14 protein-coding genes are annotated in these 16,704 nt (G+C 62.5%); 12 read left to right on the top strand and 2 right to left on the bottom strand.

What is annotated here, in order from left to right; genetic code table 11:
• The first annotated feature begins 24 nt into the window (after positions 1 to 24).
• Together V1290_RS19595 and trmB are read left to right on the top strand one after the other, a co-directional pair.
• On the top strand, positions 25 to 1,152 hold the full coding sequence (locus V1290_RS19595; protein WP_334365926.1) for a M20 family metallopeptidase: 1,128 nt from the start codon (positions 25 to 27) through the stop codon (positions 1,150 to 1,152).
• The gene (trmB, locus tag V1290_RS19590) at positions 1,152 to 1,925 is read left to right on the top strand and encodes a tRNA (guanosine(46)-N7)-methyltransferase TrmB (RefSeq protein ID WP_442895067.1); all 774 of its coding nucleotides are present in this window, start codon (positions 1,152 to 1,154) and stop codon (positions 1,923 to 1,925) included. Before V1290_RS19595 ends, trmB begins: the two co-directional genes overlap by 1 nt.
• Before the next feature lie 469 nt (positions 1,926 to 2,394).
• Here trmB and V1290_RS19585 read toward each other — a convergent pair whose 3' ends face one another.
• On the bottom strand, positions 2,395 to 3,303 hold the full coding sequence (locus V1290_RS19585) for a DUF2189 domain-containing protein (RefSeq protein ID WP_334365924.1): 909 nt from the start codon (positions 3,301 to 3,303) through the stop codon (positions 2,395 to 2,397).
• 527 nt (positions 3,304 to 3,830) lie between these two features.
• On the opposite strand from V1290_RS19585, the gene V1290_RS19580 reads away from it, so the two are divergent.
• The 6 genes from V1290_RS19580 to V1290_RS19555 all read left to right on the top strand — a co-directional run bounded on the left by V1290_RS19580 (position 3,831) and on the right by V1290_RS19555 (position 9,348).
• A complete protein-coding gene (locus V1290_RS19580; RefSeq protein WP_334365923.1) occupies positions 3,831 to 4,664 on the top strand; it encodes a cytochrome c oxidase subunit II in 834 nt (277 codons plus the stop codon).
• Between the two features lie 76 nt (positions 4,665 to 4,740).
• Positions 4,741 to 6,516, top strand: coding sequence for a cbb3-type cytochrome c oxidase subunit I (locus V1290_RS19575; RefSeq protein WP_334365922.1), 1,776 nt, complete (start codon positions 4,741 to 4,743; stop codon positions 6,514 to 6,516).
• Positions 6,513 to 7,217 (top strand): cytochrome c oxidase subunit 3, encoded by a 705-nt coding sequence (locus tag V1290_RS19570; protein WP_334365921.1) that lies wholly within the window; start codon positions 6,513 to 6,515, stop codon positions 7,215 to 7,217. Before V1290_RS19575 ends, V1290_RS19570 begins: the two co-directional genes overlap by 4 nt.
• Positions 7,218 to 7,228: 11 nt before the next feature.
• Entirely contained in the window at positions 7,229 to 7,951 is a 723-nt protein-coding gene (locus tag V1290_RS19565; RefSeq protein ID WP_334365920.1) for a heme-copper oxidase subunit III family protein, read from the top strand.
• A gap of 9 nt (positions 7,952 to 7,960) precedes the next feature.
• A complete protein-coding gene (locus V1290_RS19560; protein ID WP_334365919.1) occupies positions 7,961 to 8,368 on the top strand; it encodes a cytochrome C oxidase subunit IV family protein in 408 nt (135 codons plus the stop codon).
• A 68-nt stretch (positions 8,369 to 8,436) separates the two neighbouring features.
• A complete protein-coding gene (locus V1290_RS19555; RefSeq protein WP_334365918.1) occupies positions 8,437 to 9,348 on the top strand; it encodes a heme o synthase in 912 nt (303 codons plus the stop codon).
• A 48-nt stretch (positions 9,349 to 9,396) separates the two neighbouring features.
• Here V1290_RS19555 and V1290_RS19550 read toward each other — a convergent pair whose 3' ends face one another.
• A complete protein-coding gene (locus tag V1290_RS19550) occupies positions 9,397 to 10,467 on the bottom strand; it encodes a DUF2336 domain-containing protein (protein ID WP_334365917.1) in 1,071 nt (356 codons plus the stop codon).
• A 340-nt stretch (positions 10,468 to 10,807) separates the two neighbouring features.
• Between V1290_RS19550 and rimP the strand changes: the two genes are divergently transcribed.
• The 4 genes from rimP (at position 10,808) to infB (ending at position 16,669) form a co-directional block, all read left to right on the top strand.
• Positions 10,808 to 11,566, top strand: coding sequence for a ribosome maturation factor RimP (gene rimP / locus V1290_RS19545; RefSeq protein WP_334365916.1), 759 nt, complete (start codon positions 10,808 to 10,810; stop codon positions 11,564 to 11,566).
• Between the two features lie 3 nt (positions 11,567 to 11,569).
• Entirely contained in the window at positions 11,570 to 13,180 is a 1,611-nt protein-coding gene (nusA, locus tag V1290_RS19540) for a transcription termination factor NusA (RefSeq protein WP_057844732.1), read from the top strand.
• 75 nt (positions 13,181 to 13,255) lie between these two features.
• Positions 13,256 to 13,939, top strand: a complete 684-nt coding sequence (locus V1290_RS19535) for an RNA-binding protein (protein ID WP_334365915.1) — start codon at positions 13,256 to 13,258, stop codon at positions 13,937 to 13,939.
• Positions 13,940 to 14,014: 75 nt separating this feature from the next.
• Positions 14,015 to 16,669, top strand: a complete 2,655-nt coding sequence (infB, locus tag V1290_RS19530; RefSeq protein WP_334365914.1) for a translation initiation factor IF-2 — start codon at positions 14,015 to 14,017, stop codon at positions 16,667 to 16,669.
• The last annotated feature ends 35 nt before the right edge of the window (positions 16,670 to 16,704 follow it).

The raw sequence follows: 16,704 nt of genomic DNA, 5'->3' as shown, positions 1-16,704 counted from the left end.
GCATGACGCCGTATCGGATACGACATGACGACAGACAATCCCTTCGACCCCGCGCCGATCCTCGAGGGCATCCGCCGCTGGGTTGAGATCGAGAGCCCAACCGAAGCGCCCGAGCAGGTCAATAAGCTCGTCGACCTCGTCGCTGAAGGCTATCGCGGCCTGCCCGCGACGCTAGAGCGGATCGCCGGGCATTTCGGCTGCGGCGATCATCTGGTGGCGCGCTCGTCATGGGGACAGGACGAACCGGGCATCCTGGTGCTGAGCCATCTCGATACGGTGCATCCGCTTGGATTCATCGAGCGGCTGCCATTCCGGATCGAGGGCGACAGCGCATTCGGCCCGGGCATCTACGACATGAAGGGCGGCGCCTATCTCGCCTATCACGCGTTTCGGCAAGTCTGCGCCGACAGTGCGCGGCCGTCGCTCGGCATCACGCAGCTCTATGTCTCCGATGAAGAGATCGGCAGTCCGACCTCGCGCGCGCTGATCGAGGCCGAGGGACGCAAGGCGAAATATGTGCTGGTCACCGAACCGGCGCGCGACGGCGGCAAGATCGTCACCGGACGCAAGGGTGTCGGGCGGTTCGAGGTTTTCATCAGGGGCGTGCCCTCGCATGCCGGTACCAGGCCGGAGGACGGCCGCAGCGCCATCCGCGAACTCGGCAATGTCATCCAGACGCTCGAGGCGATGAACGATCTTGCGCGCGGTATCACCGTCAATGTCGGCGTTGTCCGCGGCGGCACCAGGCCGAACGTGATCGCGGAGGAAGCCTACGCCGAGGTCGATTTGCGCGTGCCGACGATGTCGGATGCCGACGAGCTCGCGTCAAGAATCCTCAATCTGAAATCGCGCACCGAGGGCGTCAGCGTCAGAGTGATCGGCGAGTTGAATCGACCGCCATACGAAAAAAGCAATGCCGGCGCCGCGCTCTACGAGCACGCCAGGACGATTGCGGCGGAGATCGGCTTCGATCTGGTCGACACCTCGACCGGCGGCGGCTCCGACGGCAATTTCACCGCGCCGCATACCGCGACCCTCGACGGCCTCGGCGTCGACGGCCAGGGCGCGCATACCCATTACGAGCAGATGTACATCTCCTCGATCGAGCCGAGGGCGCGGCTGTTGTACCGTCTCTATCAGACGCTGCGATGATGACCGCCCCGCGCGACACCGGCGACCGCGACGCACCTCCGGATGACGGCGCGTCGGCACATGCGCACGGTTCGTTCTTCGGCCGCCGCAAGGGCCACAAGCTCCGCATCCACCAGGCCGACCTGATCGACAAACTGCTGCCGCAACTCGCGCTCGACATTGCGACGCCTGTGCCGGGGCGGCTTACCGATCTGTTCGATGGCCGAGCTACGGATGTCAGGCTCGAGATCGGATTCGGCGGCGGCGAACATCTGATCGCGGAAGCGCAGGCCTATCCGAACATCGGATTCATCGGCTGCGAGCCGTATGTCAACGGCATGGCCAAGATCCTGACGCAGATCGAGGTACACGACATCGGCAATATCAGGCTCTATGCCGGCGACGCCGCGGAACTGCTCGCCTGGCTGCCGCCGCGTTCGCTGGCGCGGATCGACCTGATCCATCCCGATCCCTGGCCGAAGCGGCGGCACTGGAAGCGGCGCTTCGTGCAGGACGCAACGGTGAAGGCGATGGCGCGTATCCTTAAAGACGGCGGCGAGTTTCGTTTCGTCAGCGACATTGACGATTACTGTGCCTGGACGCTGGCTCATCTGATGCGCTCGCCGGATTTTGTCTGGACCGCCGAGCGTGCCGCCGACTGGCAAAAGCCCTGGGACCGCTACACGATGACGCGCTACGGCCGCAAAGCTGAACGCGAGGGAAGAGTGGCGGCGTATCTGCGGTTTCGGCGGGTCGGCCAGACGTCACCCATGTCGGACAAAGCGACCTGCTGAATTACAGCGCCTGGCCGGAACGTTTTGGAGCCCGGATACTTGAGTCCACGCCATATTGTGCGGGGCAGCGACGAATTGAGAGGCGGTAATGTTCCTGATGGGACTTGGCGCGCTCCTCGTTATCGGCGGACTCCTGTATATGGCGCGCACCACCATTTGGCGGGGACCGCTTAGCGGCCGGGATTCCGCCGGACCGGTTCGCCAGACGTTGGAGCCGCCACAGCGCAGCGTGCGATTCTTGGGGCTTGGCGCGAATTGGCCGGGCATTCTCCTTATGGCACTCGGAGGAGTTCTGTTGGTGTCGGGGGCCAATTTCTAGAGCCTGATAAAGCAAGCTTCAATCAATGTGCTCCGTCACCCCGGGATGAACGCGATCGCGTTCATCCCGGGGTGGCCGCGCAAAGCGCGGCCCTCGAAGGGCGACGGCCACTCGATGGCGCCATCCCCCGTTCTATTTCACCGCCACACGCTAACGCTCACGGCTCCACGGGAAGAGATTGGCCGGGAAATCCGCGGCGTAGCGGTGTCCTTTCCGCAGGCGGGGTTCTTGCTGCGGAGGGTTGGGATCCGGCTCCACCACTTTCCGGTACAGATGCCAGGTGGCATGACCGAGCACGGGCAGAACGACGGCGAGACCGACGAAGACCGGCAGCGAGCCGGCAACCAGCAGCGCCGCGACGATCAGCCCCCACCCGGCCATGGCAACCGGATTCATCATGACAGCCCGCAGCGACGTCCGGATGGCGTCGATTGCAGTCGCATGGCGATCGAGCATCAATGGAAACGACACAACGCTGACGCACAGCGCCACGACCGCGAACAGAAAACCAACGCCGCAACCGACGATGATGAGCGACCATCCTTCCGGCGTCGTCAGCACGCGCGTTGCGAAATCGGGAATGCTCGCAGCCGGAGCGTGGCCGAAGATCGAGACGTAGATAGCGTTCGCAGCGCCGATCCAGGCCCCGAACAGAACGAGCAGGAGCACGCCGAGCTCGATCATGGCCCCGAAAGCCGGAGCGCGCAGCACGGAAAGCGCATCCCATGCGCCGACCTCCTCGCCGCGCTCGCGGCGGCGGCTGAGTTCGTAGAGACCAATCGCGGCAAAGGGGCCAATCAAGGCAAACCCGGCTGCCAGCGGAAACAGCAGCGGCAATACCGAATAGCCAAGGACCAACCTGAACAGAAAAATACCGAGAACGGGATAAATCACGCACAGGACGACCGCGTGACTTGGCATCGCACTGAAGTCTTCCCAGCCCAGGCGCAGCGCCTCGCCCAGGTCGGATAGTTTGATCTTGCGAACGGGATATGTGGCGGCGTCGCCGAATACGTGCCGTGCAACTTTTGAGATGTTGTCGGAATAGACAGTGGCCATGGACGCACCCTCCCGTGCTCACAGTTGCGGCGGTCGAAACGACGCGCCGCAACATGCGCGTCTCCGCCCTGATGTGCGAGAGTCGCGGTCGAGCCGAGTACGGCAAACCCAAATGCATCGAAAGGAGCTTAGCCGGACGAAACTTGTCGCGACCTCCCTCACAGCTTAGCGCTAAGCGAACCGAACAGCGCTCACGGTTCGGTGAACAGTGCACGTTCACGGTCATTTGGTGCGTTGCGTCATCTCAAACGATTGTGCCGGCTGACACTCGGCCGGCTTGCGGCATCCGCGCAGACGCTGAAGTGATCTATTGACGCCAGCCCCGACGCGTACCATCCTCACTCCTGACGCCCCAGATTTGATGGTAATCGGTCGTAACGTGTGCTCGGCGCCACGTTTGGATGTCGCGACCGGTCAAAGTGGGCGAGGCAAGACGCACTGCGATGGCGCAGTCGGCCATCAAGACAGATGCGAGCTCCGCCCTCTGATTTGTCTCCATTGCCTTAGGTGGCAAGGAGGAATGAGGGATGATTGTCGCCATTGTCCTGCTTCTGGTCGCAGTCGGCTCGGTGCTGTTTCACATCTACAGCCCGTGGTGGTGGACGCCGATCGCCACCAATTGGCGCTACATTGACGACACCATCAACATAACCTTCTGGATCACTGGGGCGGTTTTCTTCGCGGTGATCGCTTTCATGGCCTATTGCGTCTTCCGCTTCCATCACAAGGAAGGAAGACAGGCGCACTACAATCCGGAGAACAAGAAGCTCGAGTGGTGGCTCAGCATCGGTACCGCCGTCGGCGTCGCAGCCATGTTGGCGCCTGGCCTGTTCGTCTGGCACCAGTTCGTCACGGTTCCGGCGAACGCTACCGAGATCGAGGTCATGGGCCAGCAGTGGCAATGGAGCTTCCGCCTGCCGGGGAAGGATGGCCGGATGGGCACGACCGATGTCCGCCACGTGAGTGCCGAGAACCCTATGGGCTTGAATCGCGACGACCCGCACGGGCAGGACGACGTCGTGATCGAAAGTGGCGAGATGCACCTCCCGGTTGGAAAGCCGGTCAAGGTTTTGCTCCGCTCAGTCGACGTCCTGCACGATTTCTATGTGCCTGAATTCCGGGCCAAGATGGATATGGTGCCCGGCATGGTCACCTATTTCTGGATGACTCCGATCCGAACCGGAACGTTCGACGTGCTGTGCGCCGAGTTGTGCGGCGCAGCGCACGCGCAGATGCGGGCGAAAGTCGTCGTCGAGGAAGAAAGCGAATATCACGCCTGGCTAGAGCAACAGAAGACGTTTGCGGAATTGTCAGGCCGAAGCGCCGTTACGAAGGCGACATACAGATCAGGCGGCAAGTAGGTGCCGCTGCGAAGATAGATCGGGCGCGTGAGACCGGGTCTTCACCCCCGACGGAAACGACCGAGGAGGTATTTCTATGGTCGATGTTCCATATGAAGCAACCGTCGACGTTCCGCCTGCCGAAGTGGCAGAGGTCGAACTCTATCACCCCAAAAGCTGGTGGACGCAGTACGTCTTTTCGCAGGACGCCAAAGTCATCGCGATCCAATACTCGCTGACGGCAACTGCAATCGGTCTGGTGGCGCTGGTGCTGTCGTGGCTGATGCGCCTGCAACTGGGATTTCCCGGCACATTCTCCTTCATCGATGCAAGCCAGTATCTCCAGTTCATCACCATGCACGGCATGATCATGGTGATCTACCTGCTTACAGCCTTGTTCCTGGGAGGCTTCGGCAACTACCTGATCCCGCTGATGGTCGGCGCCCGGGACATGGTTTTCCCCTACGTGAACATGCTGAGCTACTGGGTCTACCTGCTCGCCGTCATCGTGTTGGCTTCGACTTTCTTCGTACCCGGCGGGCCCACCGGCGCCGGTTGGACGCTATACCCGCCGCAGGCGATTCTGTCCGGCACCCCCGGGCAGGATTGGGGCATCATTCTCATGCTGTCCTCGCTGATCCTGTTCATCATCGGCTTCACCATGGGTGGATTGAATTACGTGGTGACGGTGCTGCAGGCGCGCACCCGCGGCATGACGCTGATGCGGTTGCCCTTGACAGTATGGGGCATCTTCACGGCTACCATCATGGCGCTATTGGCCTTCCCGGCGCTGTTCGTCGCCTCCGTCATGATGCTGTTCGACCGCCTCCTCGGAACCAGCTTCTTCATGCCCGCACTCGTCGAGATGGGGCAGCAGATGAAGTATGGCGGCGGCAGCCCGATCCTGTTCCAGCACCTGTTCTGGTTCTTCGGTCATCCCGAAGTCTATATCGTCGCCCTGCCCGCCTTCGGCATCGTTTCCGATCTGATCAGCACGCATGCGCGAAAGAACATCTTCGGCTATCGCATGATGGTTTGGGCCATTGTGGCGATCGGCGCACTCAGCTTTATCGTGTGGGCGCACCACATGTATGTGAGCGGCATGCACCCGCACTTCGGGTTCTTCTTCGCCACAACGACGCTCATCATCGCCATCCCGACCGCCATCAAGGTCTACAACTGGGTGCTAACCCTGTGGCGCGGCGACATTCATCTCACGGTGCCGATGCTGTTCGCGCTCGGCTTTATCATAACATTCGTGAACGGCGGGCTCACCGGTCTCTTCCTCGGCAACGTCGTCGTGGATGTCCCGCTTTCGGATACCATGTTCGTTGTCGCGCATTTCCACATGGTGATGGGGGTGGCGCCCATCATGGTCGTGCTGGGCGCGATCTATCATTGGTACCCCAAGGTCACCGGCCGGATGCTGGATGACTGGATGGGCAAGTTCCATTTCTGGGTCACGTTCCTCGGCGCCTACCTGATCTTCTTTCCCATGCACTACCTTGGACTGCTCGGGGTGCCGCGCCGGTATCACGAGATCGGCGAAGCGGCGTTCATCACGCCATCCGTGCACACGCTGAATGCCTTCATGAGCGTGGTGGCGCTGATCGTGGGCCTCGCCCAGATCGTGTTCCTGTTCAACCTCGTCTGGAGCTATTTCAAGGGCAGGCCTTCCGGCGGCAATCCGTGGCGGGCGACAACACTGGAATGGCAGACGCCGGAGACGCCGCCTGGACATGGCAACTGGGGCAAGGAGCTCCCGGTGGTCTATCGCTGGGCGTATGACTATAGCGTGCCAGGCGCCAAGGAAGATTTCATTCCGCAGAACCAGCCGCCGGCGACACGGGCCCTCCAGGGAGCCACGCCGTGAGCGCCATCGTCCTGTTCATGGCGGTGATTGCGGTCATCGTGGGATGGTGGCTGTCACAGCAACGGCTGACAGCCAAGCCCTGGCTGGAAGAAGGTTCGATCGATGACTTCCCGGGCACGGGAGCGATGACCGTGCCGGCGGCGAAGCTCGGATTGGGAGTGTTTCTCGCTGTCGCCACCTCGTTGTTCGCGCTCTTCATCAGCGCCTACTCCATGCGCATGGACATGGTGGACTGGCGGGCACTGCCTGTCCCGGCACTGCTCTGGTTCAACACCGGCGTCCTGGTTTTGAGCAGTGTCACGATGCAATGGGCATACGTATCCGTGCAACGGAACAACATGGATGGTGTAATCGTCGGCATCTGCGCGGGAGGAGCATCCGCCATCATATTCCTGATCGGGCAGTTGCTGGCGTGGCGACAGCTAAGCGTCGCGGGGTATTTCGTGGCCTCCAATCCAGCCAATTCCTTCTTCTACCTGATCACCGCGGCGCACGGGCTGCATCTGATGGGCGGTCTGGCGGCCCTGGGGAGAACGACCGCCAAGGTGTGGCGTGGCGCTGAGATGCCCCAGCTACGCCTGAGCGTGGAGCTCTGTGTCATCTACTGGCATTTCCTGCTGTTGGTATGGCTGGTCGTGCTTGGCCTGCTGACGGGCTGGACGGACGATTTCGTCAACATCTGTCGCCGGTTGCTCAGCTAGGGAGGACCCAGATGGCAGAGACTGCGCTGACAACCCATGGACAGTCGCCTGCGCGGACTGCCGGCTTGAAGGGTGTCGCCGCCGACTGGTCCTCGGATCAGCGCGCGTTCAAGAACGTGTCCTGGGGGAAGGCCATGATGTGGATCTTCCTCCTGAGCGACACCTTCATCTTCAGTTGCTTCCTGCTCTCGTACATGACGGCGCGAATGTCCACGACCGTGCCGTGGCCCAATCCGAGTGAGGTGTTCGCTCTCGAGATTGGGGGGCATCACATCCCGCTCATCCTGATCGCCATCATGACCTTCATCCTGATCAGCAGCAGCGGGACGATGGCGATGGCCGTTAATTTCGGCTACCGCCGCGATCGCGTCAAAACTGCAGTCCTGATGCTGGTTACGGCAGCACTTGGCGCAACGTTCGTCGGGATGCAGGCCTTCGAGTGGACCAAGCTGATCATGGAGGGAGTGCGGCCTTGGGAGAACCCCTGGGGTGCGGCGCAGTTCGGCTCCAGCTTTTTCATGATCACCGGCTTCCACGGCACGCACGTGACCTTCGGCGTGATTTTCCTGATCGCTATCGCGCGAAAGGTCTGGCGCGGAGATTTTGATTACGGACGACGCGGATTCTTCACGAGTCGGAAGGGGAACTACGAGATCGTCGAAATAATGGGCCTGTACTGGCACTTCGTCGATCTTGTGTGGGTGTTCATCTTTGCGTTTTTCTATCTTTGGTGAGGTCAGCGCATGACAAACGTGGCGGTAGATTTGGGAACCCAACAACCTTCGCTGCACACTCGCACGCATGAGGCAGTCGCAGTCGCTGCTGGAGCCGCGCACGCAGAAGGGCAGCAGCACCCGATCAAGCTCTATCTCGTGGTCTGGGGATGGTTGTTCGTTCTCAGCACCTGCTCCTATCTCGTCGACTATTTCGGCTTGCACGGCTATCTCAGATGGTCGCTGATCCTGCTGTTCATGGTGCTGAAGGCCGGCCTGATCGTCGCCGTATTCATGCACATGGCCTGGGAGCGGCTGGCCCTGGCCTATGCGATCCTGCTGCCGCCGGTGCTGGTGCTGGTGTTCGTGGCCATCATGGTGTTCGAATCCGAGTACACGCACCTCATCCGGGTCCTGTTCTTCGCGTCACCGACATAGTTATTTTGCTTCGCGCGGAGGTGCTTCAAGGCGTCGCCGATCCGCTTGCAACAGGGGGCAACAGTCTCATGCAAATCAATCGTTCAATTCTCCTTCACGGCAGGTATGCCAACGTCGGGGATTATGTCGCGCTGACAAAGCCGCGCGTTATGTCGCTGGTCGTGTTTACGGCACTCGTCGGTCTCATGGTCGCGCCAGGCGACATCGATCCATTCGCCGGTATCGTCGCCCTTCTTTGCATAGCTGCCGGAGCCGGCGCTGCAGGTGCTCTCAATATGTGGTACGACGCCGACATCGATGCGGTGATGGCGCGTACCGCCATGCGTCCCATTCCTAGCGGCCGTGTATCTCGCTCGGAAGCATTGGTTTTTGGACTGATGCTCGGCGTGTGCGCCGTTCTGGCTCTCGGCACTTTGCTGAACTTGGCCGCGGCTGCGCTGCTTGCTTTCACAATTTTCTTTTATGTCGTCGTCTACACGATGTGGCTCAAGCGCCGAACACCGCAGAACATTGTCATTGGCGGTGCTGCTGGCGCACTTCCTCCGGTGATCGGCTGGGTTGCTGCCGCAGGAAATGCCGGGATCGAGCCGCTGATCCTGTTCCTGATCATCTTCCTTTGGACGCCACCCCACTTCTGGGCACTGTCGCTCAATCTTGCTGGAGAATATACAAGGGCCGGCGTGCCGATGCTGCCGGTCGTAGCCGGCGAGGCCGAAACAAAACGCCAGATTCTTCTCTACAGCGTTTTTCTCGCTCTGATCTCACTGCTACCTTGGGCGCTGGGGTTCGCCGGAGCGATCTATGGCGCGGCTGCGGCGATCCTTGGGGCGATCATGGTTTTTCTTTCATGGCAAGTACATCGCAGCGACGATAAGCAACGGCGGCCTGCTCGTCGCCTGTTTGCGTTTTCCATACTCTATCTGGTTCTTCTGTTTGGTGTGCTGCTGATGAATGCTACACCGTACGCCCAGCTCCGCTAGAACGAAGTCCGCCGCTACGCGCAATGACGCCGGCGGCCGGCGAGACCGTTACCGCGTCTTCCAGAACTCGACGACGCGCTGGGCGGTCATAGGCATCAGTCGCACGTAGTTCACACGCGCGCTTTCGATGTCGGCAGGCGGTGCCGCCCGGTTCGGACCGAGCCGAAGGATGATCAGTGCGCGCACCGTCGCCCATTCGAGATCGATGGCTTTGCCGGCGATCAAGATCGGATCGTGGCGATCGCCGCTGATCAGGCGGTCGAGGGTTTCGATCTTGACGCCGGTCATCGCCGACAGCGCGGCGATGGATTCCTCGTATTTGAAGGCCCTGGCAAAGTTGAGCAGCGCGCCTTCGCCGAGCGCGCCCTCACGGTGGAGTTTCAGCACCGTGCGCTGCGCCGGCACGAAGTCGCGTCGCTCCTCGCGTTCGGACGGGCCGGCGATAGCGGTCATTGCCTGCCTGATATCGGCCTGCCGCTCGGGCTTGACGACCTGGAACAGGCGGCGACGGATGACGTCGATGGAGCCGGAGAGCAACTCCTTCAATTGCGTAGGTGACAGGTCGTCGCGCTGGCCGAGCCTGATCGTCAGCACGCCGTCCTGGCCGGCGCGCTTGATCAGCGTCGAATAGCCCTCCGATGAAAAGGCCGCGCCCGCATTGCCGGCGGCGCGCCTGACCACCGCGCGGTCGCCGCGGGCGATCATGACGTCGGTGAGATCGGCCGAAAGCGTCGGCCGCTCCGCCATCGCCAGCAGATGACCCTGGCCCTTCATGGACGCAATTTCGAGCAACATCCTTTCGTCGATGACCGGCGAGCGGCGCAGCAACGGGCCTGCAATGGCGATTTCATCCTCATGGGCGAGTTGGCCGACCAGGCCACTCGGCGCATTCGCCAGCGTCGACAAGCGCTCGGCCAACTCGGCGCGCGCCTCGATCTCGGCATGCGGAACGAGGCTGGTCAGAACGCCGTCGAAAAAATCGACGTGATCGGGGCGGAAGCTTGCTGCACCCTGCAGGAAAAGCTCGCTGATACGACGCGCGGCATCGGCGCGGCGCTTGGGGTCGCCACGACTGACAATGTCGTCGAGTTCAGGGATCAGCGATGGTGAAACAATCATAAACCCGCCTAAACCGGCCAAAATTGGCTGGTTTTTTCGGGAAATCTAGGCAGCGTTCATGAATGAAGGGTTAGACTTTACCCCGCTCTCAAAGCTTGGCAAAATCGGCCTTAACGGGATTGTGGGCCTTGTCGGATTGCGGAAAAACCGCTATATCCGCGGCAACTTATGGTTCTCATACGATCGCGTATTGAGAGTGGGCCCCCCGGGACCCGCTCTTTTTTATTACCTGAACCCGCCTTGCCCAGAACGGGGCCTCAAGGGCGGTTCGGGGAACCGGCCGGACCTCCGGTTAGGCCCGGCCTAAACCCATGCAAGTAAGACGCTTTTGACCCTGGACATGACCGATCCAACTGCTGTTCCCGAGGATGCCGACCTCTTGGCCGAGCCCCGTCTCGTCGTCGAGCCGGGCGTGGCGGCGCGGGTGTCGGCCGTTGCCGGGCCGGTCTTGCAGGGAATGGGCTACCGGCTGGTTCGGATCAAGATTTCCGGCGAGGCCGGCTGCACCGTCCAGATCATGGCGGAGCGGCCCGACGGCTCGATGCAGATCGAGGATTGCGAGGCGATCTCGCGGGCGCTGTCGCCAGTGCTCGACGTCGCCGATCCGATCGACCGCGCCTACCGTCTGGAGATTTCATCGCCCGGCATCGACCGCCCGCTGGTGCGCCGCTCCGATTTCGAGCGCTACTCAGGTCATCTCGTGAAGATCGAAATGGCGGTCGCCCATCAGGGCCGCAAGCGTTTCCGTGGTACGCTGGCAGGTGTCGAAGGCAATGCCGTGCGGCTACATCGGGATGACACACGCGCGGACGAAGATGCCGACGTGCTCCTGGTGATGGAAGACATCTCCGACGCCCGGCTGGTACTGACCGACGAGTTGGTCGCTGAATCGATGCGGCGCGGCAAGCAAGCCGAGCGCGAGTTGAAGCAGAATCTCGGGCTGGTGCCGCCGCCTCCGCCGCACGCAAAAAAGAGCGATCCGGCGAAGGGCAAGAAACCGAAGATTGGCAAGAAGCCGGAGCCGACGAATACAAAGAAGCACCGCCTCGCTGCAGAGAGACTCCGCAGGGGCGAGATCGATCCTACCGAAGGAGACTAGACCATGGCAGTCAGTGCCAACAAACTCGAGTTGCTGCAGATCGCAGACGCGGTTGCCCGCGAAAAGTCGATCGACCGCGGCATCGTGATCGCCGCGATGGAAGACGCCATCGCCAAGGCGGCCCGCGCCCGTTACGGCAGCGAGACCGACGTTCACGCCGAGATCGACGCCAAGAAGGGCGAGCTGCGGCTGTCCCGCCACATGCTGGTGGTCGATCACGTCGAGAACTCGGCGAACCAGATTTCGCTGGCGGACGCGCAGCGCGCCAATCCGGGCGCCCAGGTCGGCGACACCATCGCCGATACCCTGCCGCCGCTTGAATATGGCCGCATCGCCGCGCAATCCGCCAAGCAGGTGATCGTGCAGAAGGTGCGCGAGGCCGAACGCGACCGGCAATACCAGGAATTCAAGGACCGCATCGGCGACATCGTCAACGGCGTCGTCAAGCGCGTCGAATATGGCAGCGTGATCGTCGATCTCGGCCGCGGCGAAGCCATCATCCGCCGCGACGAAATGCTGCCACGCGAGGTGTTCCGCAACGGCGACCGCGTCCGCGCCTACATCTTTGACGTCCGCCGCGAAACCCGCGGACCGCAGATCTTCCTCTCCCGCACCCATCCGCAGTTCATGGCCAAACTGTTCGCGCAGGAAGTGCCGGAAATCTACGACGGCATCGTCGAGATCAAGGCGGTGGCCCGCGATCCCGGCTCGCGCGCGAAAATCGGCGTGATTTCCCGGGATTCTTCGGTGGATCCGGTCGGCGCCTGCGTCGGCATGCGTGGCTCGCGCGTGCAGGCGGTGGTGAACGAACTGCAGGGCGAAAAGATTGACATCATTCCGTGGTCGCCCGACATCGCGACCTTCGTCGTCAACGCGCTGGCGCCCGCCGAAGTCGCCAAGGTCGTGATCGACGAGGACCGCGAGCGGATCGAGGTCGTGGTTCCCGACACCAACAACCAGCTCTCGCTGGCGATCGGCCGTCGCGGCCAGAACGTGCGCCTCGCCTCGCAATTGACCGGCTGGGATATCGACATCCTCACCGAGCAGGAAGAATCTGAGCGCCGTCAGGCCGATTTCGAGAACTCGACCCGCGTTTTCATGGAAGCGCTGAACGTCGACGAAGTGGTGGGTCAGTTGCTGGCATCCGAAGGCTTCACGTCGGTCGAGGAACTGGCGCTGGTCGATGCCAAGGAATTGGCCGGCATCGAGGGGTTCGACGAGGAAACCGCCAACGAGCTGCAGAGCCGGGCGAGAGAATATCTGGAGCAGCTCGAAACCGAGCTGGAAAACAAGCGCAAGGAACTCGGCGTGGAAGATGCAATGAAGAAGGTCCCCGGCGTGACCTCGAAGATGCTGGTGAAGTTCGGCGAAAACGACATCAAGACGGTCGAGGATCTGGCGGGCTGCGCCACCGACGATCTGGTCGGCTGGACCGAGCGCAAGGAAGGCGGCGAGCCGACCAAGCATCCCGGCATTCTCGACGCCAACGAGATCTCGCGCGAAGATGCGGAAGCCATGATCATGCAGGCTCGCGTCATTGCCGGCTGGATCACCGAGGCCGAACTCGCCAAGCAATCCGAGACGGCTGAAGCCACCGAAGACCAGACGGCGTAATGCGGGTGTTCCGCAAAACCGAAACTCTTTTCTGCGCGCAGACCGTGCGCAGATGACTGGAGCTATAAAACACGCATGCTTGCTTTGGCTGACCCCGATCTCGACCATGGGCCGCGGACCGACAAGTCCGCGACCATGCGGATGTGCGCGGTCAGTCGCGAGGTGCGTCCGGTCGACGAGCTGATCCGGTTCGTTGTCGCCCCCTCGGGCGAGGTGATCCCCGATTTGAAACGCAAGCTGCCCGGCCGCGGCCTCTGGGTATCGGCCTCGCGCCGGACGGTTGCGGAAGCGGTGCGGCGTCACCAATTTACCAGAGGGTTCAAGCGCGACGTCCGGGTCGCGGCGACCCTTCCCGCCGATACCGAGGCCCTGCTGGAGCGAAGCTGCACCGAGGCACTGGCCATGGCGGCCAAGGCCGGTCAGGTGATTTCCGGCTTTGCCAAGGTCGAGGGCCTGCTCGAGCAGGGCAGGGCCGAAGTCCTGGTCCACGCTTCCGACGGCGCGGCCGACGGAATCCGCAAATTGGACGCGATCGCCGGGCAAAGGGGCCGAAATACCGGTGAATCGCGGGATTTGCCGATTGTTAGTGCTTTAACCTCGGCACAATTGGATTTGGCACTGGGCCGGTCAAATGTGATACATGCTGCGCTGCTCGCGGGCCCGGCGAGCAAGACGTTCCTGTCGCGCTGCCAGATCCTGGTTCGATACCGGACGGACGATGACGACAAGACCGGGATGGCGGCCAGAAATTCTGACTGACGAAGATTGGTTCCGAAGACCTGCTTCAATGACGGTGCGGAAACCGCACAACGCTAACGAGATTAGGACTGCTGAATGGTTGATACCAAAACGCCTGGCGACAAGACTTTGAGTGTTCCGACCAGGACCTTGACGCTGAAGCCGCGGGTCGAGACGGGCACCGTGCGCCAGAGCTTCAGCCATGGCCGGACCAAGCAGGTCGTGGTCGAAAAGCGTGGCAAGCGCCGCGTCGGCGGCGACGCGCCCACCACTGAGACGCATGCGCCCGAGCCGGCCGCCGCCAAGGCGGCGCCCGCCGCAAAGGCCCCCCTCTCCCGCCCTGCAGCAACGCCGGGTGCCGGGCCGCGCGGCGGTTCGGGCGTGGTGCTGCGAACATTGACGGAAGACGAGCGTTCCGCCCGCGCTAGCGCGCTGGCCGACGCCAAGATGCGCGAAATCGAGGAACGCCGTCTGGCCGAGGAAGAGGCCAAGCGCCGCGCCAGCCGTGAAGGCATCGAACAGGCCGAACGTGAGGCCGCCGAAGCCCGCCGCAAGGCCGAGGAAGAACGGCACCGCCTGGAAGAGGAAGCCAAGCGCAAGGCCGAAGTCGAGGCCAAGAAGCGATTCGGCGAGACCGAGGCCAAGCCCGCGGCGACGCCGGCACCCGCCGCAGCGCGACCCGCCGCAGCCCGCCCGGCCGGCGCCCGTCCGGCGGCAGCAGTGCCGCCCGCGCGTGCCCCGGGCGTTGCCGCCGACGGTTCCGATGAAGACGAAGGTCCGCGTCAGATTCGGCGCGGCCCCGGCGGCGCCATGCGCCCCGTAGCCGCTCCCAAGACCACCCACAAGCCCGGCCCGCAAAAGGAGCGCGGCCGCCTGACGGTGGTCACCGCGCTCAATGACGACGTGCGCGAGCGTTCGATCGCCTCGTTCCGCCGCCGCACCCAGCGTCTGAAGGGCCACGCCTCCAATGAGCCAAAGGAAAAGCTGATCCGCGAGGTCACGATCCCAGAAGCGATCACGATCCAGGAACTCGCCAACCGCATGTCGGAGCGCGCGGTCGACGTCATCCGCCTGCTGATGAAGCAGGGCGCGATGCACAAGATCACCGACGTGATCGATGCCGACACCGCGCAGCTAATCACCGAGGAAATGGGCCACTCCGTCAAGCGCGTCGCCGCCTCTGACGTGGAAGAGGGCCTGTTCGACGTCGTCGATGATTCCACCGATACCGAGCCGCGCTCGCCGGTCGTCACCGTGATGGGCCATGTCGACCACGGCAAGACCTCGCTGCTCGACGCGCTGCGCCACGCCAACGTGGTGTCGGGCGAAGCCGGCGGCATCACCCAGCATATCGGCGCCTATCAGGTGAGCTCGCCGGAAAGCGGCAAGAAGATCACCTTCATCGATACGCCCGGCCACGCAGCGTTCACCGCGATGCGTGCGCGCGGCGCCAAGGTCACCGACATCGTGATCCTGGTGGTGGCGGCCGATGACGGCGTCATGCCGCAGACGGTGGAGGCGATCAACCACGCCAAGGCGGCGAAGGTGCCGATGATCGTGGCGATCAACAAGATCGACAAGCCGGACGCGAAGCCGGAACGCGTGCGCACCGAGCTGTTGCAGCACGAGGTTCAGGTCGAATCGTTCGGCGGTGAAGTCGTCGACGTCGAGGTCTCCGCCAAGAACAAGACCAATCTCGACAAGCTGCTCGAAATGATCGCGCTGCAGGCTGAGCTTCTCGACCTCAAGACCAATTCGGAACGGCCTGCCGAAGGCACCGTGATCGAAGCCAAGCTCGATCGTGGCCGCGGCCCGGTTGCGACCGTGCTGGTCCAGCGCGGCACGCTCAAGGTTGGCGACATCATCGTGGCCGGCGCCGAAATGGGCCGTGTCCGCGCGCTGATCTCGGACCAGGGCGAGAACATCGACGAAGCCGGACCTTCGGTGCCGGTCGAGGTGCTCGGCTTCAACGGCCCGCCGGAAGCCGGCGACCGCCTTGCGGTTGTCGAGAACGAAGCCCGGGCCCGCCAGGTGACGAGCTATCGCGCCCACCAGAAGCGCGAGAACGCCGCCGCCTCGATTTCCGGCATGCGCGGCTCGCTCGAGCAGATGATGTCGCAGCTCAAGACCGCGGGCCGCAAGGAATTCCCGCTGATCGTCAAAGCCGACGTGCAGGGCTCGCTCGAAGCCATTTTGGGTTCGCTGGAAAAACTCGGCACCGACGAAGTCGCCGCGCGCATCCTGCACGCGGGCGTCGGCGGCATCTCCGAATCCGACGTCACGCTGGCGGAAGGCTTTAATGCCGCGATCATCGGCTTTTCGGTGCGCGCCAACAAGGAAGCTGCCGCGGCCGCCAAGCGCAACGGCATCGAGATCCGCTACTACAACATCATCTACGATCTCGTCGACGACATCAAAAAGGCGATGTCCGGCCTGCTCGCGCCGACGCTGCGCGAAACCATGCTGGGCAATGCGCAGATCCTGGAAGTGTTCAACATTTCCAAGGTCGGCAAGGTCGCCGGCTGCCGCGTCACCGACGGCACCGTGGAGCGCGGCGCCAATGTTCGCCTGATCCGCGACAACGTCGTCGTGCACGAAGGCAAGCTTTCGACGCTGAAACGCTTCAAGGACGAAGTGAAGGAAGTGCAGTCCGGCCAGGAATGCGGCATGGCGTTCGAGAATTACGGCGACATGCGTGTCGGCGACGTGATCGAGTGTTATCGCGTGGAGACGATCCAGCGCTCTCTGTAAGTCCAAGTCTTCTGTAAGTCCAAGTCTTACGAAGA

Source organism: Bradyrhizobium sp. AZCC 1578 (assembly GCF_036924675.1).
In the GTDB taxonomy this organism is placed as follows: domain Bacteria; phylum Pseudomonadota; class Alphaproteobacteria; order Rhizobiales; family Xanthobacteraceae; genus Bradyrhizobium.
The sequence above is the reverse complement of the archived record's forward strand: the minus strand, read 5'-3'. Positions and strand labels throughout refer to the sequence as shown.

What these genes read in the sequence shown, in the direction of transcription:
- V1290_RS19595 (WP_334365926.1), top strand. Translation starts at nt 25, where the DNA reads ATGACGACAGACAATCCCTTCGACCCCGCGCCGATCCTCGAGGGCATC.
- trmB (WP_442895067.1), top strand. Translation starts at nt 1,152, where the DNA reads ATGACCGCCCCGCGCGACACCGGCGACCGCGACGCACCTCCGGATGAC.
- V1290_RS19585 (WP_334365924.1), bottom strand. Translation starts at nt 3,303, where the DNA reads ATGGCCACTGTCTATTCCGACAACATCTCAAAAGTTGCACGGCACGTA.
- V1290_RS19580 (WP_334365923.1), top strand. Translation starts at nt 3,831, where the DNA reads ATGATTGTCGCCATTGTCCTGCTTCTGGTCGCAGTCGGCTCGGTGCTG.
- V1290_RS19575 (WP_334365922.1), top strand. Translation starts at nt 4,741, where the DNA reads ATGGTCGATGTTCCATATGAAGCAACCGTCGACGTTCCGCCTGCCGAA.
- V1290_RS19565 (WP_334365920.1), top strand. Translation starts at nt 7,229, where the DNA reads ATGGCAGAGACTGCGCTGACAACCCATGGACAGTCGCCTGCGCGGACT.
- V1290_RS19560 (WP_334365919.1), top strand. Translation starts at nt 7,961, where the DNA reads ATGACAAACGTGGCGGTAGATTTGGGAACCCAACAACCTTCGCTGCAC.
- V1290_RS19555 (WP_334365918.1), top strand. Translation starts at nt 8,437, where the DNA reads ATGCAAATCAATCGTTCAATTCTCCTTCACGGCAGGTATGCCAACGTC.
- V1290_RS19550 (WP_334365917.1), bottom strand. Translation starts at nt 10,467, where the DNA reads ATGATTGTTTCACCATCGCTGATCCCTGAACTCGACGACATTGTCAGT.
- rimP (WP_334365916.1), top strand. Translation starts at nt 10,808, where the DNA reads ATGACCGATCCAACTGCTGTTCCCGAGGATGCCGACCTCTTGGCCGAG.
- nusA (WP_057844732.1), top strand. Translation starts at nt 11,570, where the DNA reads ATGGCAGTCAGTGCCAACAAACTCGAGTTGCTGCAGATCGCAGACGCG.
- V1290_RS19535 (WP_334365915.1), top strand. Translation starts at nt 13,256, where the DNA reads ATGCTTGCTTTGGCTGACCCCGATCTCGACCATGGGCCGCGGACCGAC.
- infB (WP_334365914.1), top strand. Translation starts at nt 14,015, where the DNA reads ATGGTTGATACCAAAACGCCTGGCGACAAGACTTTGAGTGTTCCGACC.